A 19,126-nucleotide genomic window follows, 5' to 3' on the forward strand; every position below is an offset into this window, starting at 1 on the left:
TGGGAATAAGGACACCGCATGCTTATTTTTTATCAGCAGGTTGGACACTCTACATGACAATTTAACGAATTAGATCACTATTTGCATTAACAATTGATAAACACTTAATTACGATAAAAGACAAAGCAATGCCAGCAATAAATAAACAGAAGAATTTAGTTCGGCACCACACCATGAAAAAACATAAGTAACACCAGGCCCTTTCCACGCCTCATACTTACATGAAGGACACAGCTGGAAAGAAGACAGAAACACCCCAGGTAATCACAGCAAGCGACGCACACCAGCGGAATGGGCGTGTAAACAACCCCGCTGGTTGGCACACGAATGATTACCAGTGAATATGAATGAATTATACAATCTGGACGCGGAGGGGAATACATTGGAAAAAATTATCGTCCGCGGTGGCAGGCGCTTAAGCGGCACTGTCCGAGTTGAAGGAGCCAAAAATGCTGTTTTGCCAGTCATCGCTGCATCCATTTTAGCAAGTAAAGGCAAGAGTAACATTTATGATGTACCAGCCTTAGCTGACGTATACACAATCAATGAAGTTTTACGCAATCTTAACGCAGACGTATCCTACGAAGGAAAACGCCATATAGAAGTTGACGCACAGAAGGAATTAGCTACGGAAGCCCCGTTCGAATATGTACGTAAAATGCGTGCATCTTTCTTAGTTATGGGACCGTTGCTTGCCCGCGTGGGTCATGCGCGTATTGCGTTACCGGGAGGCTGCGCGATCGGATCACGTCCGATTGACCAGCATCTTAAAGGGTTTGAAGCCATGGGCGCTAAGGTTGAAATCGGAAACGGGTTCATTGAAGCGAAAGTGGACGACCGTCTGTATGGAAACAAAATCTACCTCGACTTTCCGAGCGTAGGCGCAACTGAAAATATTATGATGGCAGCAACAACTGCAATTGGAACGACTATTATTGAAAACGCAGCTGAAGAGCCTGAAATTGTATGTCTTGCTAATTACTTGAATGCTATGGGCGCCAAAGTCAGAGGCGCAGGTACAGGTACAATTAAAATTGATGGTGTAGATGAACTTGTCGGCGCAGACCACACAATTATTCCTGACCGAATTGAAGCGGGAACCTTTATGGTAGCCGCGGCAATTTCCGGCGGAGACGTGCTTGTGGAAAACGTCATGACGGAACACCTTCGTCCGCTTATTGCAAAAATGAACGAGATGGGCGTCATCATCATTGAAGAAGACAACGGAGTCCGGGTGATCGGACCTGAAAAATTAAAAGCTGTTGATGTCAAAACAATGCCGCATCCTGGGTTCCCGACAGATATGCAGTCACAGATTATGGCATTGATGCTCAACGCTGAAGGCACGAGCGTAATTACTGAAACTGTCTTCGAAAACCGTTTTATGCACGTGGAAGAATTCCGCCGCATGAATGGAAACATTAAAATTGAAGGTCGGGCAGCTATTATTAACGGCCCAATGAAACTTCAAGGAGCTGAAGTCGCTTCTACCGATCTTCGCGCAGGTGCTGCACTGGTGTTAACCGGCCTTGTTGCTGAAGGGTATACCCGTGTCACTGAATTAAAGCATATCGACCGCGGTTACGTTGATTTTGCGGAAAAATTACAGGCACTAGGAGCAGACATTGAACGGGTAAAAGAAGAAGAGCAAGTTGAAATGGAAAATTTAGAAGCACCGGCACCATTAAAAATGGATCCGAATTTTGCTTCCTGATATCTGGTCTTATCGCTATCTTCAATAGATATCTTATTATTAAGCCCTGTGGGCGGTTACTTATGGCCGCTCACAGGGTTTTTTTTGTGGGAATTTTTATTTGGTAAATTTTAAAGGGATTTTATGTAAATGAACTTATTTGCCAGGACTGGCATACGGACAGTCCTGGCGTTTTTAAGACAGGTGGAAATACCTGTGTTAGATGTCGGGAAACCGGGCAGAATCATAGTTGGGGGCATAAGATCACGGCTAATCATAAAGTAGCTTTCACACGGCTCTACCAAAACTACTAATTTCCTTCTCAAATGTTCTAATCATTAAATAGAGTTCATAGATATGAGATAGACATGCGATGACAGGAATATTTTATACAAAGAGAGGGAGGACGTCGTATGGTAAAAAATTTAATAATAGTAGGTCTTATATTTATGATAGGCATCCTGGTGGTTCCTTCGATCCTTGTGACAAGTTTTCCTAGTGAGACGCCGGGGGTGGAAGAGCATATTCCGGCAGTTACTGAAACGAAAGAAACCGAACCTGCGGAAGCCGAGCCTGCTTCACAGGAAAATACCGGAAGTGCACTTCCTCCTGAAGTACAGACTGTTTCTGTTTTCCGTTCAAGCAGTGAAATGATAGAGGAAGTTCCGCTCGAAGAATATATTGCAGGAGTTGTCGCTTCGGAAATGCCGGCTTCTTATGAAATGGAGGCTTTAAAAGCACAGGCTCTGACAGCGCGGACTTATTTATTCCGTCAAATAATGGATGGGCACGATCTCAGTCTTCCTGAAGGAGCGGACGTGACGGATACCGTGCTTCATCAAGTTTTTAAAAATGAAGAAGAACTTATCGAAACATGGGGAAGCGAATTTGAGTGGAAAATGTCGCGTATTCGCCAGGCAGTATATGAAACGGAAGGCCAAGTCATCACATTTGAAGACGAACCTATCACAGCTACTTTTTTCTCTACCAGTAACGGCTATACTGAAAATTCAGAGGAATACTGGGAAAGTGAATTTCCTTATTTAAGAAGTGTAGAAAGTCCGTGGGATGTGGAGTCGCCAAGGTATAAAGGGACGCGGGAGCTCTCTGTCGGGGAATTTCAGCAAAAGCTTCAGGTGGAGCTGCCTGGAGAAGGCATAGGGGAAATTGAATCACGGACAACAGGCGGAAGAGTAGCCAAAGTAGCGATAGGAGGAAAAACCTTTTCCGGCAGGGAAATCAGGGATGCACTTGAGCTGGATTCCAGCGATTTTTCTTGGGAAAGACAAGGAGACCGCATTCTTATTGAAACAAGAGGATGGGGACACGGTGTCGGGATGAGCCAGTTTGGCGCTGACGGAATGGCTAAAGAAGGATATACTTATCGTGACATTATTCAACACTACTACCACGGAGTTAGTATAGAAGAAGCCTCAGCTGTTCTAGTAAAACACGAGGAAAATGAGAATCTAGCAGACGACGTAGGGTAATCTTACAAAAAATGGGGGGTCTGTCCCCCCATAAAAAATAAAATTTTCAAAATTATGTATATATTCTCGGCAATCTGATCAGAATGGTTGCTGAGGTGGTGATTACATGAATAATCATGAAGAAAACAAAGCTTCCAAATGGGAGCAAGTGCAGGCGAAAATGAAACGCCTGATGAAAAAGCGTTGGGCATTGCCAGCAGTATATCTTACATTGTCCGCTGTAGTATTGTCGACATTTTTGTGGATGACATCAACTGATGATCTCACAGACGAACAACGAGACTCTGAGTTTGATATAGAAGAGTCCGCTGATGAGTCAACTGAAGGATTAAGTGATGTATCAGAATCCACAGAAGCAGATGAAGAAGAGGCGGTTCCAGCTGTCTCCCATGATGAGGTATTTGAATTGCCTGTTGTGGACGAAAACGAAGTTGCAGTTGTAGGTATCTTTCATGACTTTGAAGCATCTGTAGAAGATCAGGAGCAAGCGTTCATTCGCTACAACAATTATTTCTACCAAAACCGGGGAATTGACCTCGCCAGAGACGATAATCAGCCATTTGATGTCAGCGCTGCAATGAGCGGTACTGTCGTAAAAGCTGAAGAAGATGCTTTATTCGGACAGGTAGTCCATATCGAGCATGAAGAAGATATCCTTACTATTTACCAAAGCCTTGACGGTGTCACTGTTGAACCTGGGCAAACGGTAAAACAAGGCGATGTCATTGGCCAAGCCGGCAGAAACCTATATAACACAGATGCAGGTGTACATGCCCACTTTGAAATTAGAAAAGACAATGTACCAGTCAATCCACTTGATTACGTGGATCAGACACTAACCGCTTTACCGGATTTCACAGATGAAGAGCAGGATGAGCAGCAAGCCCCTGAAGAAGTTCCAGAACCGGAAGAAGAAATCGAGCAAGAACGCGGAATGTCTTAAAAATAAGTAAATTAAAAAGGAAAAAGCTGGGGGGACAGACCCCCCAGCTTTTTCCTTTTGTGCATTTTAGGCATATCTTCGCCATTCCTCTAATAAAATTTAACAAACCTTAATGCAACAAGAGAAGGTCGTTCAAAGAGGATGAGGGTGGCAGACGAGCGGTAGTGTGTAAAAAGGTTGAAAGTCATTAGTCGATACAGAATGCACACTGTGTTTAGAACAGGGGCTGGCAGTGAGGGATGAATGTTACCGGCACCTCTGTTAACTCAGGCTGTCTTTTTCTTAGTCTTTTTGAACTCCAGAATGATAAGGGAGGCGAGAGATGTGCACGATTACATCAAAGAGAGGACTATCAAGATAGGGAGGTACATCGTAGAGACAAGAAAAACAGTCCGGACCATAGCGAAAGAGTTTGGGGTCTCAAAGAGCACCGTTCATAAAGATTTAACAGAGCGGCTGCCGGAAATAAATCCCGAACTTGCAAACGAAGTAAAGACCATTCTCGATTACCACAAATCGATCCGCCATCTGAGGGGTGGTGAAGCCACGAAAGTAAAATACAAACAATCTACTGAAAAGAGCCAGATGGCCGAAACCAAAGTATAAGTATCCGTACAAAAGGGACAAATTTTGATGTATCGTGTATTGAAAATTTGTCTTCAGGGGGAAACCAGCGTCAGCTGACAAAAGGAGGAGTTATAAATAGCAGCAATGTAACCGCGGGCATAAAGACTGCTTTAAAAGTGCATTTCTCTGGGAAGCAGGCAGAGGAATTGAACAGAGGTCTCATCACATCTTCAATAACCCAAAAAGAGCTCCCATAAATGCCCAGATGCCCGTTTAAGTAATAACGATCGCTGAGGGACAAATCATATAGCCAATAAATCTAACAGGCTGGTGCCTTTTTATGGCCCCAGTCTTCATTTTTTTGAAAAAAATCAGCCAGAAACTGCGTTTTCCAGTCTGGTTCCTTCCTTTATGAAAAAGCTTAGAAAGCCGGCTCGGTCCCGTTATTTGCTCTGCACTTACAAGCAGCCCTATTATCAAAATTTAATCCGTTGCTGCTTTCATTCCTGAAGAAAGAAGTTATTATAAAGGGTCAAGGCTCCCCCTCTTAATACCTGATACAATTCTCACCTTTAAAAACTGTGTGTAATCAGCAGGCAAGTGAATAGGCGTATACGCTGCTCCAGCAGCAGGCTTCCCGGAATAAAGCTGCCGCCCGCTAATAAGTTCGGCAATATGTGGAAAAGACTATGGCGTACACCACCTATGACTCAAAGAAATGGCAAATTCTCCTCCTTTAAAACGACAATTTGTGATAAAATATTATATTGGATGTAAAAACTATAAATGAAGTTCTTAAAAAGCAGGCCTTTTTGAGGCGTACATATATAGTGACGGGAGAAAAAATCAGCGTTTTGCCGGGAAAGTCAGCCAAACTAAATTACTACTGGGAGGAAACAACGAATGTTTGGAAGGGATATTGGAATTGATTTAGGGACAGCTAATATTTTAATTCATGTCAAAGGGAGAGGCATCGTTTTAAACGAGCCTTCAGTTGTGGCGATTGAGGCGTCTACTAAAAAAGTCCTTGCTGTAGGCGAAGAAGCTTTCCAGATGGTTGGCAGAACGCCGGGGAATATTGTTGTCATCAGACCGTTAAAAGATGGCGTCATTGCAGACTTTGATACAACTGAATCCATGCTTAAACACTTTTTGGAAAAAATCCGTGTAAAAGGATGGTTTTCAAAACCTAGAATCCTCATTTGCTGCCCGACGAATATTACGTCAGTTGAGCAAAAAGCGATTCGTGAAGCAGCGGAAAAAAGCGGCGGGAAAAATATTTACCTTGAAGAAGAGCCTAAGGTGGCAGCTGTAGGGGCAGGAATGGATATTTACCAGCCAAGCGGGAATATGGTCGTAGATATCGGCGGAGGAACAACCGATGTGGCTGTCCTTTCGATGGGATCAGTTGTGACTGCAGAATCAATTAAAGTGGCCGGAGACCGCTTTGACAGCGACATTCTTCATTACATTAAAAAGAAGTACAAACTTCTTATCGGGGAGCGGACAGCGGAAGAGATCAAAAAAGAAGTCGGCACGGTGTTTAAAGGTTCGAGGGAGGAACAAATTGAAATTCGCGGACGGGATATGGTAAGCGGGCTGCCAAGAACCATCACTGTCACTTCTGAAGAAGTCTGCTCAGCGATGGAAGAATCAATTACCCACATTGTCGTCTCTGCCAAAAACGTCCTTGAAAAGACCCCGCCTGAATTATCGGCGGATATTATTGACCGCGGGATTATCATTACCGGAGGCGGAGCTTACTTGCACGGCATCGACCAGCTGCTTGCAGAAGAACTGAAAGTACCGGTTTTTATAGCTGAAGAACCGATGGATTGCGTAGCTAACGGGACAGGTATACTTCTGGAGAATTTAGACCGGCTTAACAGAAATAAAATAAAAGTCTGAAAAACCAGAGAGTTCGTCTTTAACCTTAAAGGATTTTGAAGCCGGGCCGATATAAGTAATAGAAAACTGCCTGAGAGCAGCTTCATAATCAAAGAGGTGAAAGACATGCTACGAGGATTGCACGCAGCGGGCGCAGGGATGATTGCGCAGCAGAGACGGCAGGAAATGCTGACTAATAACCTATCAAACGTGAATACGCCTGGCTTTAAAGCTGACCAGGCCTCCCTTCGCACGTTCCCGAATATGCTTATCAGCGCAATGGGAACGGACCATGCAAGGTCGCACGGGACAAACAGAGTCGGAGAGCTGGCTACAGGGGTATATATGCAGGAACAAACACCCAAGTTTAATCAGGGTGATATGCAGGAGACAGGGAATAATACAGATATTGCTATTCTTCAGGGGCGCGTGCCGCAGGACGAAGAAACCGGCCAGAACGCTGTCCTTTTGTTCGAAACATTAAACAGTGACGGAGATCTCCGTTATACACGGAACGGCAGTTTAACAATCGACTCGGAAGGCTTCCTCACCAGTTCACAGGGATATTACATACTGGCTGCCGATGGCGAACCTGTCAATGTGCAGAATGAAACTATTCGTGTGAACAGTGACGGCGACATTTTTTCCGCAGAAGATGAACTTCTCGGCCAAATTAACGTAGCTGTGATCAGTGACCCTGAGCAGCTTGTAAAAGAAGGGAACGGCCTGTTGCGTTATGACGGCGAAAACGACACGCCGAGCGCAATAGATAACGATGACGTGTCATACCAGCTTCAGCAAGGGTTCGTGGAGAGGTCCACTGTTGATGCATCACAGACGATGACTGAGATGATGTCGGCCCTCAGGTCGTTTGAAGCGAATCAGAAAGTGCTGCAGGCTTACGACCAGAGTATGGAGCGGGCAGTCAACGATATTGGAAGACTACGCTAATACAGCTGGCTGACGGCCTTAAGACGTGACCCTTTGAAAGCAGGTGAATGATAATGAATCAGTCAATGATCAATTCGGCAGTAACGATGGGGCAGGTGCAGACAAAGCTGGACAGCATCGGTCATAATCTGGCCAACGCCAATACGACCGGCTATAAACGCCGTGATACGAACTTCGCAGATCTTCTCGTCCAGCAGGTGAACAATCAGCCGGTGATTTCCCAGGAAGCGGGCAGACAGACCCCGTATGGCATCCGTCGAGGTGCCGGGGCTGCAGTCGCGCAGACGGCGATCCGTTTTCAGCAAGGGACGATGCAGGAGACCGGGCGTCCCCTCGATGTGGCTCTCACTGAACCGGGTTATTTTTTTGAAATAGCTGAAACTGAAGACGGCGACCGCCGCTTCACACGGGATGGCGCGTTTTATTTAAGCCCGAATCCAGCGGCTCAAGGAGAGAACCATCTCGTCAATTCAGAAGGGGAATTTGTCTTATCGTCGACAGGTGAACCGATAAGCGTGCCTTCTACTTATGAAGATTTAAGAATTAATGAAGCGGGAACAATTCAGATCACCCTTGAAGACGGCACGATAGAAGATGTGGCGGAGCTTCAAATAGTAAACGTCACTAAACCGCAGCTTTTAACCAGTATTGGCACCAACAGCTTTATTTTTCCCGACCTTGAAGTATTGGACGCAGACATTGGCGATGTTCTTGAAGAAGCAGCCGGAACAGAAATCATCAGCCAGTTTTCACTGGAAATGTCTAACGTGGACACTGGGAAAGAAATGGCAGATATGCTTGACGCCCAGCGATTTTACCAGTTCAACTCCCGGGCTATTGGCATCACTGACCAAATGATGGGGATTGTCACCAATCTCCGGTAGGCGTAATGAAAGAAGAGCCTTTATTCTCATATGACACACTGTCATCAATCGTGTTATTATTGATTAACAAGGAATCGACGAGGAGCCAGCCATGAGTGAAGACAAAGATCAAACCTTACAATCCGGCACCGGCAAAGCACACGAGTCTCATACTAAAGACGAGTCCACCGGCACCGGCAGCAGTCCAAACTCACAACAAAATACAGAAACGTCACACGAGTACATGAAACCCTTTATTTCCAGAGAAAAATCGGGAGAAACGTCTGAAAACGAGGACAATCCATCCCAGGACGTTCGTTCAGGGGAGGGTTCTGACTCAGATGAGGCATCTGGTACGGCAGGTGCAGGCGGCGGAATATCCGGTAAAGCTCCCCGTGACGAATCAACAGGGGAAGAGGGAGAAGTCCCTCCCTCTGAGACTGAAGAGACGCAAGATCCGTTAGCCGGCACTCAGAACAGTTACAGTGAGAGTGAGGAGTCCGAAGGGGCTGCTGAAGGCGAAGCTGCTGGAGGCACAGCTTCGGCAGGGACTACCGGAGTTTCTTCATCTGAAGCGAGCGAACCTGGCGAAGAAAATGAGGATGTAACTTCTTTCACAGGTGGTGCTGCCGAAGGAAATGACGATGTATCTTCTTCTGGCACAAGTGGCTCTCAGGAAGGAAAGGCTGACAGCCGTCCTTCCAGTGAACCTCAAGACGGGGATGAAACAGCAAAAGGGACGGATCCGTTAAGAGGGGTTGAAGAAGGTGCGGCGGCCAGTACGGCCAGTACGCCAACGGCCGGTGACACTTCTGAAGAGCCGGAAGAAGAACAGGAAGCTGAAGCCAGCAGAGCTGAAAAGAAACGGAAAGAACGGGAAGAGGCTACTTATAAAAGAGGCCGGGTCCGTTTATTTCCGATATGGCTCAGGATCGTGTTATTAGTCCTTGCGCTTGGTGTCAGTATGGTGTTAGGTGCGGTGATCGGCTTTTGGATTTTAGGCGATGGCGGCAACCCTATGGAAGTGTTTAATCCGCAAACATGGTTCCATATTTATGACATTATTTTCGATGGAACAGAGCGCGGACGTTAAAGAGCAAGAGCTGCCCCGAAAGTTTAACTTTTAAGGGCAGCTCCTTTTTGTATTTTTTTAAAGCAGTTAGGGTCTCCCGGCAAGTGGCGGGGCTCTGGGGCGGGTGAACGGTTATTATTGGGGCGGGCGCCTAAGCATTTTAATACACGGTTAGTTCCGCATTCAGGTAAACCTCACGTAAATAAAGACCTTTCAGAACGGCACTTGTACATAAAGAGAGAAAGACGTAAACTAAAGGGGTACAGATTTATCCCCTGTTATTATGAGGAGGTCACAAACGCATGCTGAACATTGAAGAGATTAAAGATATTATTCCGCACCGTTACCCATTTCTGCTTGTGGACAAGATTCTTGAAGTAGACGAAGGCAAAAAAGCTGTAGGCATTAAAAACGTGTCAGCTAATGAAGAGTTTTTTAACGGCCATTTTCCTGATTACGCGGTCATGCCGGGAGTCCTTATTATTGAAGCGCTGGCTCAGGTAGGGGCAGTAGCTATGCTGAAGAAAGAAGAAAACCGCGGCCGGCTCGCTTTTTTCGCAGGTATTGACGGCTGCCGTTTTAAAGGACAAGTTCGTCCGGGCGACCAGCTGCGCCTTGAAGTTGAAATGACAAGACTGAGGGGAACGATTGGAAAAGGCAAAGCCATCGCGACGGTAGACGGCAATACTGTAGCCGAAGCGGAGCTTATGTTTGCTTTAGGCGATAAAAAAGAATAACAGAACAAAGATCCCGCCGGGTATTTCACTCCCGGCGGGTTTTTTATTGGAAAACTCTGGGGGGTCTGACCCCCCAGCTTTTGGTATTCAAACGTTTGATTAACTATTTTTAGACAATTCCAGCCTTTTTTCCATATACGAAGGGACTGTTTTTTTGGAATTTGTGACTATGTGTGAAGAATATGAGAGATTATCTAAAAACAATGAACTACGTTTTGTATTGACAGTTTCGTGAAATAAGGCTGATAGACACATTGCTAAATGCACTTATATATTTTTAGCAAAAAATTATTATACTTTTCAGGAGGTATCAGTTTTATGAAGAAAGCAATTTTAACGACAGCATCTGCTGTTTTATCATTAGGAATTCTCGCAGCTTGCGGTGATAATGGCGAGAACGTCGATATCGAAATCAACGAAAATGGTAACGATAACGGCGGCGTCGAGGAAAATGACGGCGGCCTTAACGGTGACGACGGGGCGAATACTGGAAACGACGGAATGAACGATAACGGCGCTGAAAACAATAACGGTGGTCTTAACGATGAGAATGGAAATGACGGAATGGAAAATAACAATGCCGGACATGGCAATAACGATGATGCAGACATGAATAATGAAGAGACAGATACTGATGTTGAAGTGGACACTGACGAAGATACAGATGTCGATGTAGACAATAATAATAGTGATGAAAACGTATAATTCGCCCTCTGTATAACACAAATATTTCAAAATTTGTAGTTTATAAGGAGTTTGAAGGAGGAATTGAGTTTTGAAGAAAAATAAAACCATTCTTTCCGTTTTATCAGGAGTCCTGGCTGCAGGCATCCTTGCAGGGTGCGGGGGCGCGGACAATAACGATCCCACAGAAGACGTGAACAACTCAGACATCAATAACGGTGTCAGGGATGAAGGTAATAATAACGGCTAATGAAACAGGTTAATGATAAGCCGGTAATCACGTAGCTGGGGGAAGAATAGCATTATCCCCGGCTGCGATTTAATAAAAAATAAATTAAACATTTATTTAAACAAATTTTTTCAACAGGAGGAATTATTCATGAAGAAGCAAATGACTTTATCAGTACTTTCAGGTGTATTAGCAGTAGGTGTTTTAGCAGGCTGTGGAGATAACGGCGGCGGCAATAACATGGAAGACAACGGTGGCATGAATGGCGGTAACAACACTGAAATGAATGAAGACAATGGCATGGGCAATGACGATGGCCTTAACGATAACGATGGTATGAACAATGATGACGGCATGAATGACAATAATGGAATGAACAATGACGATGGGCTAAATGACAATGATGGAATGAACGATAATGACGATGGTATGAATAACGAAAACGATGATGATATGTTCGAAGATGAAGACAATAATGAAGATGACGACATGTTTAATGATGAGGATAACGACGACAATAACGTTTAATAGCCAGCTCCAAACCAAATGGTTTGTTAGCATAAATTAACTATTCTAAATGGGAGGTTGACTGATCATGAAGAAAAAGTTAATGTTAACAGCACTATCAAGTGTTTTGACTCTGGGCGTCCTTGGCGCTTGCGGTGATATGGAAAATAATGATGGCCTTAATGACAACGGCGGCGTTGAAGATAACGGCGGTATGAACGACGACGGTATGGGTAACGATAACGGGGATATGTAAGTGATCCCGGAAGTTACCGGAACCTGAGCACACTTTGAGTGAAAGCTAAGAAAAATTCTTAATAGAGAGCCGGAACTAATCCATGGCGGCAGACGCTGACTTATGTCCGTCTGCCGCTAAAGCTCGTTTAGGGACTTTTATAAAACTTAAGCTAAAAGGAGGCGGCAGAGTTATGAATAAGAAATTAACGTTCTCCTTACTGTCAGGAGTTCTGGCAGCTGGAGTTCTTGCCGGGTGCGGAGATCAGGACAATGATGACCGCATAAATAACGATACCGGCGGACTGAATGATAACGTTGATGTTAATGATGGCGGCGTCGATGACGGCGATATAATTGATGATGAGGACATGTATGATGAAGATGATGACGACATGTTAGACGGAGAGACTGGCCACGAAAACAATAACTCATAAATTGGTGCGAAACAGTAAATAGCTATCATGAGTCTTAACTCGATTTTTAAAAAAAGGAGGGAAAGAACATGAAGAAAAAGCTTATTCTTACAGCACTATCAAGTGTTCTCGCACTAGGGGTTCTCGGTGCATGCGGAGACATGGAAAACAATGAACCTGTTGAGAATGATCCAATGATGGAAGAAAATAATGGCATGAATGAAGATGGTATGAATAACGGCGGAGATATGTAATAAAAGCATACCCAGCTAAAAAAAGGCGTGCCTCAGGCGCGTCTTTTTGTGTGATGGAGCACGTGCAGTTAATGCAAATATGAGAACAATTACATAATGTTATAAGGAATTGCGGTAAAATATGGGAAAATTTATAAAACTTGCTGATACTATTGTCGCGTGCTTTTTTTCGCGGTAAGATGACTACAGTTAATCGCAAGAAAGCGGTTAACCGATATTATTTACTTATTTAGATTTAGCAGTAGCTGAGATGAGTCTTTCATTCGATTAATACAAAATAAAGGAGAGATTATCATGAAGAAAAAATTAGCTTTAACAGCATTGTCCAGTGTATTAGCTCTAGGAGTACTTGCAGCATGTGGAGACGGTGGTGAGAACGGCAACGATCCAACAATGGATAACAACGGCGGTATGAATGAAGAAATGAACAATGACGGCATGGAAAATGACGGCATGGAGAATGAAGAAATGGATAACAACGACGGAGATGCTTAATAACTTTCCTGTCTAAAAAGGCGCGTCAGTGACGCGTCTTTTTTTGTGCCTCTGTTTAGGGCATATAAGATTTTGCCGGGAGCTGCTCAATATTTTCTTCTTTACTTCAGCTTTTTTAAAGTTAGCCTGTTTCTGACCGTTCGCCATACTTTTTTACACTCAGTTACACAATTTAATGACAAATCCGGCATAATGTGAAAGACTTCATAAAACCTGCAGAATGTATTGCTGCCAGGCGGTTTACGGGGTAAGATGACCTCAGTTGATCAAAAGCAGCGAATGATCAGCTATGCGGGTACTACTAATTTTTTTAAAAAAAGACTCGTATAAAGATTTAATACTCAGGAGGTATTTTATAATGAAAAAGAAATTATCACTTTCAATTTTATCAGGAGTTTTAGCAGTAGGAGTACTTGCCGCATGTGGTGACAATGGCGGTGAAAACGAGCCGGGTCTTGAAAACAACAATGGCATGGAAAACAATACTGAAATGAATGATAACGGCGGTATGGATAATAACGGAGGTCTTGAAGATAACGAAGGTCTTGAAGACAATGAAGGTATGGAAGATAACGAAGGCATGGAAAATAATGACGGCCTTGAAGATAACAACGAATTTGGTGAAGAAGACACCGAAGAAGATTTCGGCGATGACAATGAAGAAATCGATAATGAATTTGACGAAAATGACGAGTTTGATAACGAAGAAAACGATCTTGGAAACGAATAATGCAGCGATTGATTAGAGAGGTGATTCTTCACCTCTCTTTTTTATTTTTGCTCCCCTTCTTCAATCTTCCTCAGGCTTTTCAAAATATTCCTCTGCTAAAATCAGCTTTTTTACACAGACTAAAGATAATTTAGACGGTGGAAGGAAGTTACTCATGTATCTGATCCCTCTTTCAGTAATTATTATTTTAACTCTTGCGGTCATTGAGAGAATAAAGCACCAAAAAAATGTGGAAAGTATTCCAATAAGGATAAATATAAATGGCGTGCGCGGTAAGTCTACTGTTACAAGGCTTGTCACAGGTATTGTCAAAGAAGCGGGCTATAAAACGATAGGCAAAACGACAGGAACGTCTGCAAGAATGATTTACTGGGATACACCTGAAGAAAAGCCCATTTTGCGTGACCCGGAAGGCCCTAATATTAAAGAGCAGAAAAGGGTGGTCCAGGAAGCGGCTGATCGGGGAGCTGAAGCCCTTGTCAGTGAATGTATGGCAGTCAACCCTGACTATCAGAATACCTTTCAGACGATCATGCTCCAGGCTAATATCGGAGTGATCGTGAACGTGCTGGAAGATCACATGGATATGCTTGGCCCTTCATTAGACGATGTGGCTGAATCTTTTATATCAACCATTCCATATAACGGCAAGCTGATTGTGAATGATTCTCCGTATGTGAGCTTCTATTTGAAAGAAGCTGAAAAAAGAAAGACGAAACTGATCGTCGCGGACGCTTCACGAATCACTGAAGACTTTTTGCGTCAGTTTCCATACGTGATTTTTCCTGAAAATGCAGCTTTGGCTCTTGCTGTGGCTGAGGCGCTTCAAATCGATGAAGAGACCGCGCGCCGGGGGATGCTTAATGCGCAGCCTGACCCGGGGGCTTTAAGGATAGAAGAAATTGAAAGTGACGGGAAGAAGTCACCGTTTGTGAATGCATTTGCGGCGAATGACGCCCATTCGACGCTGTCGATCTGGCGGCGGGTGGAGCAGCTCGGTTATGAGACTGAGCGTCCTGTAGTTATTATGAACTGCCGTGAAGACAGGGTCGACCGGACTGAACAGTTTGCGAGGGATGTTCTTCCTGAAATGAAGATATCGGTTCTCGTTTTAATCGGTGAAAGCGTCGGTCCAATTATAGAGGCCGTCGGTAATGGTTCGATTCAGCCAGGAGAGCTTGTAAATATGGAAGGCAAAAGCGTGGAAGAGGCAGCAGCTGCTGTTAAACAGCGGGTTAGCGGTGATGTTATGTTTGGGATTGGCAATATTCACGGGGCGGCGGAAGAGCTGCTTGCTTATTTGAAGGATAGCGAAACGGTGGAGGCTGTTTAATAGGGGCAGCCCATTCGGGGAGATTAGAAGGCTTAATCTCCAGCAGCCTTCATTCATTCGGTCACCGGATGAGCGAATTGCTTAGTGAAGTGATGGGCGGAAAAAGACCGGTGAGATTTAAAATCAGGCTGATGGCGGGAGCGGGACACGGGCTGGCTGGCGAAAAAGAAAGGAGTGGGCAATCGATGTTCGGATCAGATTTGTATATAACCTTGGTGACAGGGGTGGTGTTAAGCCTTTTATATGCGGAAAAAGCAGGTGTGCTTCCCGGCGGGATCATCGTGCCTGGTTACCTGGCACTTATTTTCGACCAGCCGTTCTTTATCATGTCGATTTTTTTTATAAGCTGCCTTATCTATCTTTTAGTTGTTCATGTGCTTGCCCGTATGACTATTTTATATGGGAGACGAAAGTTCGCTGCCATGCTTTTAACAGGAGTAGCCCTGAAGCTGGCTTTTGATTACCTGTACCCGGTGATGCCATTTGAGATATATGAACTGCGCGGAATCGGAGTGATCGTCCCCGGACTCATCGCCAATTCCTTTCAGAAACAAGGCGTCCTTATTACCGTAACAAGCACCATGGTATTAAGCGGCATCACCTTCGCCCTCATCACAGCCTACTATTTTATCTGGTAAAAAAAGGGGGGTCTGACCCCTTTGTGAAATTTGTGGAGGTGTTAGTGTTGGATAAGCTGTTTACATACAAGGAGCGGCTGCTGCGGTGGTCAAAGGCGCATAAGAAGAAGCTGACTCTTCATACGTCTGTGCTGGCTGTGGGATTGGGGCTTGTGCTCGTATCATCCCAATACTTGCCGGCCGTCCAGGCGCCTGAAGTGGATAAAGCTGACGGGGCGGTATTGACGGCGAGCTTTGTCGGTGATTTAATGTTCGACCGGCATATTAAAGACGTTATTAAAGAGAAGGGCTATGATTATCTGTTTGAGTATTCGGAGCCGTACTTTAATGAGTCGGATTTTTGTACAGGCAGTTTCAAACATCCGGTCCACGTCCCGGGGGAAGATCTACCGCCTAATGAGGAGCAGCAGGTCGTCTTTTCAGCTGAGCCGGAGGCGGTGAACGCACTCGCTGACAGGAATTTCAAATCCGTTTCAATTGCCAACAATAATATCCATGATTACGGCTATCTCGGTTTCAGGTCGACAGTTAATTTTTTTGATGATCATGAAGCGATTGACGCGGCTGGGGTCATGAATGATTTGGAAGATGTAGAGAACGCGGTTTATTTCGAGCATGACGGTATGACGATTGCGACTTTGGGTGCTTCCGATATCGTGGCGGCAAATTCAGCGGCGACCACTTTCCGTCCCGGAATTATGCCTCTGGACCGTCCTGAGCTGGTAATCTCATCTATTTTAAAAGCCGGCGAAAATGCAGATCTCGTTATCGTCCACACCCACTGGGGAGAGGCGTACGATTCCCATGTCACAAACAGGCAGCGTGAACTGGCCCGGGCGATGTCACGGGCAGGAGCTGATGTCATTATCGGCCACTACCCTCATGTTCTGGCGCCTGTTGAAGTGTATAACGATACGCTCATTTTTTACAGCCTCGGAAACTTTATTTTTGACCAGGGCTGGTCGCGGACAAGACAGACCGCCCTCGCCCACTACCGTCTGTTTGAAGACGGAAAGGCGGAAGTGGAGCTCGTGCCGTTTGTCATGCATGAAGGGCAAGTGAGACCGCCGGGAGAGCAGTCTTTCAGGCGAAGGAGCATCGAACGGATGCTGACGAAACGCCTTGATAAAAACCAGTGGAAGAAGCGGGACGGAAATGTTGTCATTCCTTTAAATCATTCGCGGGCCATAGCCGGGACAGGAGAGTGATCATCTATGCGGTTACGAAAACTGACAAACGTCATAGGCATTCCTCTCATCATTATATTTGTAGTGATGGCTTATATCGAAGTGTCCCCTGCTCAGGAGATTGATGAGATCGTGAGAGATGATACGTTCACAGGAGTGGATGCCGATACGGGATATATCGTCAGTGCCGCGAACCCTTATGCTGTGGATGCGGGAACCGCCGTTCTCGAGAATGGAGGGAACGCCATTGATGCTGCTCTTGCTGTCTCGTTTACACTAGGGGTGGTGGAGCCTTACGGGTCAGGAATCGGCGGGGGCGGTTCCATGCTTATCTACGATCCAACCGCCAACGAAGAAGATAAAATCAGTTATATAGACTACCGTGAAACCGCCCCCCTTGCCCTGCCAAATGAGCAAAGGGGTCAGACCCCCCATAATTTGACAGCGGGGATGGCAGATTTCGGGGTACCGGGATTTCTCAAAGGGATGGATTATCTGCACAGAAATTATGCGACGATGCCTTTGGATGAGCTCTTACAGCAGGCCATTCTGCTCGCAGACAACGGATTTGAAGTGGATAAATATCTGGCAGAGCGATTTTATTATGCACAGAACCGGTTGAACCCTGCCGACATTCCGCATTATTTCCCGGAAAATAATTTCATTCAGCAGGGAAATACGCTTGTTCAGAAGGAATTAGCGGAAACTCTACAGGAAATCGCAGCAAAAGACAGCCTGGAATCTTATTTTCTTAACGAATTCGCGACAGACATGGCCGCCAGATTTCCTCTTTTAAGCGAAGAGGATTTCCGGCAATACGAGGTTCTGACAGATCAGAAGCCTGCAACAGGACAATTTGATGAGTATACTGTTCATGCTGCTCCGGCTCCGCTTGGCGGACCGGTATTTATCCAGGCTCTGCAAATGGCTGAATTGATGAATGTGGACGACCACGAGATATTCCGTCTGCCTGAAGGTGTAAACGTGGCGGACAGGGACGCGTATACAGATGTGGAAAAGCCAGCTGAAGATGACACTCTTGAAATAACAGAAGCCGAAAGACAGGAACAGTTAAGAAAAACAGACTCTTACATTGGTTTTATAGAAAAAATGATTGGAATCAATTATGAAACATACAGGGACAGGCTAAGAAACATAGGTGATCCTCACACGTCTGAAGAAGCCAGGCAAAAACTTGCTGAAGCAGTAACCTGGGAGAAATCGAGCGAACTTGTAAATAACTGGTATGAGTATCTCGATAAAAGAGAGCATCAGCGCCGTTTTGAAGAAGGAGGAGAAGAGGATTTCCTTGAAGACGGAACGGAATCCTACCTTCCTCCCGTTTACGTTAAAAAAGGTATGATGGCCGGAAAAGCTGCCGGGAAACACGCCAGTCAGCCCCTTGAAGCAGCTGCCCTTGCAGACATGCCGGCTCAACAGTCTGAACGCGCTCAGGGAACGGCGGAATCATTCTTTGATGCTGAAGCAGAAATAAACCAGCACAACAATACGACTCATTTTGTCATCATTGATAAAGAGGGACGGATGGTGTCAGCGACGCATACATTAAGCAACTTTTTTGGCTCAGGGCAATATTATAAAGGTTTCTTCTTAAACGACCAGCTCAGTAATTTCAGTGAAACACCAGGTTCTATTAATGAGCCTTATCCCGGAAGGCGTCCGCGAAGCTTCATGAGCCCGGCTATTTTAGTAAAAGAAAATGGCGGCAAAGTTGAAGAATTAATCGGCCTCGGCTCTCCGGGAGGCGCGCGGATTCCGATGATGATGGCGCAGATAATGGTTTTTTACAGCATGTATGAGATGGATTTTGAAGAAGCGATGACATATATGACCCGTTTCCAATACGATTTCAATGATGAAGCCGGAGAATATGAAATCAGACTGGAGCCGAAATTCCGCGAATTAGAAGGCTACGCCGATATACGCGAAGGGCTCAAAGAGCGGGGGTATCCGGTTACCCTTGAATTCGGGCAGATGTATTTCGGGGGCATCCAGGCGGCGGTTTATGATGCTGCAACACAGGAGCTATACGGATACGCTGACCCAAGGCGTGGCGGAAAAGCAGGCGGGGCTGATGAAAACGAGGCCGGAGCGGCCGGGGAACCGGCAGAGATTATGAGAGGAACTGATGCGGCGGCCGGTCCTTAACCCGCTTGCTCCCCGTAAGCTCGTTGCACACACATGAAAGACTCTTA

21 protein-coding genes are annotated in these 19,126 nt (G+C 45.3%); all 21 read left to right on the forward strand.

What is annotated here, in order from left to right; all coding sequences use genetic code 11:
* Positions 1-382: 382 nt before the first annotated feature.
* The 21 genes from murA (at position 383) to BMW59_RS13595 (ending at position 19,079) form a co-directional block, all read left to right on the forward strand.
* The gene (gene murA / locus BMW59_RS13510; RefSeq protein WP_093053136.1) at positions 383-1,714 is read left to right on the forward strand and encodes a UDP-N-acetylglucosamine 1-carboxyvinyltransferase; all 1,332 of its coding nucleotides are present in this window, start codon (positions 383-385) and stop codon (positions 1,712-1,714) included.
* Between the two features lie 392 nt (positions 1,715-2,106).
* The gene (gene spoIID, locus BMW59_RS13515; protein WP_093053139.1) at positions 2,107-3,183 is read left to right on the forward strand and encodes a stage II sporulation protein D; all 1,077 of its coding nucleotides are present in this window, start codon (positions 2,107-2,109) and stop codon (positions 3,181-3,183) included.
* Between the two features lie 106 nt (positions 3,184-3,289).
* Positions 3,290-4,126 carry a stage II sporulation protein SpoIIQ gene (gene spoIIQ, locus BMW59_RS13520; protein ID WP_093053142.1) on the forward strand — a complete coding sequence of 279 codons (837 nt, stop codon included), beginning with the start codon at positions 3,290-3,292 and terminating at the stop codon, positions 4,124-4,126.
* Positions 4,127-4,450: 324 nt separating this feature from the next.
* Positions 4,451-4,732, forward strand: a complete 282-nt coding sequence (spoIIID, locus tag BMW59_RS13525) for a sporulation transcriptional regulator SpoIIID (protein WP_093053145.1) — start codon at positions 4,451-4,453, stop codon at positions 4,730-4,732.
* An 864-nt stretch (positions 4,733-5,596) separates the two neighbouring features.
* Positions 5,597-6,601: a rod shape-determining protein gene (gene mreB, locus BMW59_RS13530; RefSeq protein WP_093053148.1), complete on the forward strand. Its 1,005-nt coding sequence runs from the start codon at positions 5,597-5,599 to the stop codon at positions 6,599-6,601.
* Between the two features lie 105 nt (positions 6,602-6,706).
* Positions 6,707-7,531, forward strand: a complete 825-nt coding sequence (locus tag BMW59_RS13535; RefSeq protein ID WP_093053151.1) for a flagellar hook-basal body protein — start codon at positions 6,707-6,709, stop codon at positions 7,529-7,531.
* A gap of 53 nt (positions 7,532-7,584) precedes the next feature.
* Complete coding sequence (locus BMW59_RS13540; protein WP_093053154.1) at positions 7,585-8,415, forward strand: flagellar hook-basal body protein; 831 nt, start codon at positions 7,585-7,587, stop codon at positions 8,413-8,415.
* Between the two features lie 91 nt (positions 8,416-8,506).
* Positions 8,507-9,487 carry a DNA-directed RNA polymerase subunit beta gene (locus BMW59_RS13545; RefSeq protein WP_093053157.1) on the forward strand — a complete coding sequence of 327 codons (981 nt, stop codon included), beginning with the start codon at positions 8,507-8,509 and terminating at the stop codon, positions 9,485-9,487.
* 281 nt (positions 9,488-9,768) lie between these two features.
* Positions 9,769-10,203 (forward strand): 3-hydroxyacyl-ACP dehydratase FabZ, encoded by a 435-nt coding sequence (gene fabZ / locus BMW59_RS13550; protein WP_093053160.1) that lies wholly within the window; start codon positions 9,769-9,771, stop codon positions 10,201-10,203.
* A 318-nt stretch (positions 10,204-10,521) separates the two neighbouring features.
* On the forward strand, positions 10,522-10,908 hold the full coding sequence (locus tag BMW59_RS13555; protein WP_093053163.1) for a hypothetical protein: 387 nt from the start codon (positions 10,522-10,524) through the stop codon (positions 10,906-10,908).
* 70 nt (positions 10,909-10,978) lie between these two features.
* Positions 10,979-11,137 (forward strand): hypothetical protein, encoded by a 159-nt coding sequence (locus tag BMW59_RS21790; protein WP_177174341.1) that lies wholly within the window; start codon positions 10,979-10,981, stop codon positions 11,135-11,137.
* Positions 11,138-11,266: 129 nt separating this feature from the next.
* Positions 11,267-11,644 carry a hypothetical protein gene (locus tag BMW59_RS13560; protein ID WP_093053166.1) on the forward strand — a complete coding sequence of 126 codons (378 nt, stop codon included), beginning with the start codon at positions 11,267-11,269 and terminating at the stop codon, positions 11,642-11,644.
* A 67-nt stretch (positions 11,645-11,711) separates the two neighbouring features.
* Positions 11,712-11,879 (forward strand): hypothetical protein, encoded by a 168-nt coding sequence (locus BMW59_RS21795; RefSeq protein ID WP_177174342.1) that lies wholly within the window; start codon positions 11,712-11,714, stop codon positions 11,877-11,879.
* A gap of 172 nt (positions 11,880-12,051) precedes the next feature.
* The gene (locus BMW59_RS21800) at positions 12,052-12,294 is read left to right on the forward strand and encodes a hypothetical protein (RefSeq protein WP_177174343.1); all 243 of its coding nucleotides are present in this window, start codon (positions 12,052-12,054) and stop codon (positions 12,292-12,294) included.
* A gap of 68 nt (positions 12,295-12,362) precedes the next feature.
* Complete coding sequence (locus BMW59_RS21805) at positions 12,363-12,527, forward strand: hypothetical protein (RefSeq protein ID WP_177174344.1); 165 nt, start codon at positions 12,363-12,365, stop codon at positions 12,525-12,527.
* A 294-nt stretch (positions 12,528-12,821) separates the two neighbouring features.
* Positions 12,822-13,022: a hypothetical protein gene (locus BMW59_RS13570; protein WP_093053172.1), complete on the forward strand. Its 201-nt coding sequence runs from the start codon at positions 12,822-12,824 to the stop codon at positions 13,020-13,022.
* Between the two features lie 358 nt (positions 13,023-13,380).
* Entirely contained in the window at positions 13,381-13,752 is a 372-nt protein-coding gene (locus BMW59_RS13575; RefSeq protein ID WP_093053175.1) for a hypothetical protein, read from the forward strand.
* A 154-nt stretch (positions 13,753-13,906) separates the two neighbouring features.
* Positions 13,907-15,085, forward strand: a complete 1,179-nt coding sequence (gene pgsB, locus BMW59_RS13580; protein ID WP_093053178.1) for a poly-gamma-glutamate synthase PgsB — start codon at positions 13,907-13,909, stop codon at positions 15,083-15,085.
* A 185-nt stretch (positions 15,086-15,270) separates the two neighbouring features.
* Entirely contained in the window at positions 15,271-15,723 is a 453-nt protein-coding gene (gene pgsC, locus BMW59_RS13585; protein ID WP_093053262.1) for a poly-gamma-glutamate biosynthesis protein PgsC, read from the forward strand.
* Positions 15,724-15,770: 47 nt separating this feature from the next.
* The gene (locus tag BMW59_RS13590) at positions 15,771-16,931 is read left to right on the forward strand and encodes a CapA family protein (protein ID WP_093053181.1); all 1,161 of its coding nucleotides are present in this window, start codon (positions 15,771-15,773) and stop codon (positions 16,929-16,931) included.
* Between the two features lie 6 nt (positions 16,932-16,937).
* The gene (locus tag BMW59_RS13595) at positions 16,938-19,079 is read left to right on the forward strand and encodes a gamma-glutamyltransferase (protein ID WP_093053184.1); all 2,142 of its coding nucleotides are present in this window, start codon (positions 16,938-16,940) and stop codon (positions 19,077-19,079) included.
* Positions 19,080-19,126: the final 47 nt, after the last annotated feature.

The sequence above is a fragment of the Salipaludibacillus aurantiacus genome, assembly GCF_900111295.1.
Lineage (GTDB): Bacteria > Bacillota > Bacilli > Bacillales > Salisediminibacteriaceae > Salipaludibacillus > Salipaludibacillus aurantiacus.

Excerpts from the sequence above, each read along its gene's own strand:
- BMW59_RS13555 (WP_093053163.1), top strand. The coding sequence starts at position 10,522 with ATGAAGAAAGCAATTTTAACGACAGCATCTGCTGTTTTATCATTAGGA.
- BMW59_RS21805 (WP_177174344.1), top strand. The coding sequence starts at position 12,363 with ATGAAGAAAAAGCTTATTCTTACAGCACTATCAAGTGTTCTCGCACTA.
- BMW59_RS13560 (WP_093053166.1), top strand. The coding sequence starts at position 11,267 with ATGAAGAAGCAAATGACTTTATCAGTACTTTCAGGTGTATTAGCAGTA.
- BMW59_RS13595 (WP_093053184.1), top strand. The coding sequence starts at position 16,938 with ATGCGGTTACGAAAACTGACAAACGTCATAGGCATTCCTCTCATCATT.
- BMW59_RS21800 (WP_177174343.1), top strand. The coding sequence starts at position 12,052 with ATGAATAAGAAATTAACGTTCTCCTTACTGTCAGGAGTTCTGGCAGCT.
- BMW59_RS13540 (WP_093053154.1), top strand. The coding sequence starts at position 7,585 with ATGAATCAGTCAATGATCAATTCGGCAGTAACGATGGGGCAGGTGCAG.
- BMW59_RS13570 (WP_093053172.1), top strand. The coding sequence starts at position 12,822 with ATGAAGAAAAAATTAGCTTTAACAGCATTGTCCAGTGTATTAGCTCTA.
- BMW59_RS13535 (WP_093053151.1), top strand. The coding sequence starts at position 6,707 with ATGCTACGAGGATTGCACGCAGCGGGCGCAGGGATGATTGCGCAGCAG.
- BMW59_RS21795 (WP_177174342.1), top strand. The coding sequence starts at position 11,712 with ATGAAGAAAAAGTTAATGTTAACAGCACTATCAAGTGTTTTGACTCTG.
- pgsB (WP_093053178.1), top strand. The coding sequence starts at position 13,907 with ATGTATCTGATCCCTCTTTCAGTAATTATTATTTTAACTCTTGCGGTC.
- pgsC (WP_093053262.1), top strand. The coding sequence starts at position 15,271 with ATGTTCGGATCAGATTTGTATATAACCTTGGTGACAGGGGTGGTGTTA.
- spoIID (WP_093053139.1), top strand. The coding sequence starts at position 2,107 with ATGGTAAAAAATTTAATAATAGTAGGTCTTATATTTATGATAGGCATC.
- BMW59_RS13575 (WP_093053175.1), top strand. The coding sequence starts at position 13,381 with ATGAAAAAGAAATTATCACTTTCAATTTTATCAGGAGTTTTAGCAGTA.
- mreB (WP_093053148.1), top strand. The coding sequence starts at position 5,597 with ATGTTTGGAAGGGATATTGGAATTGATTTAGGGACAGCTAATATTTTA.
- BMW59_RS13545 (WP_093053157.1), top strand. The coding sequence starts at position 8,507 with ATGAGTGAAGACAAAGATCAAACCTTACAATCCGGCACCGGCAAAGCA.
- fabZ (WP_093053160.1), top strand. The coding sequence starts at position 9,769 with ATGCTGAACATTGAAGAGATTAAAGATATTATTCCGCACCGTTACCCA.
- spoIIQ (WP_093053142.1), top strand. The coding sequence starts at position 3,290 with ATGAATAATCATGAAGAAAACAAAGCTTCCAAATGGGAGCAAGTGCAG.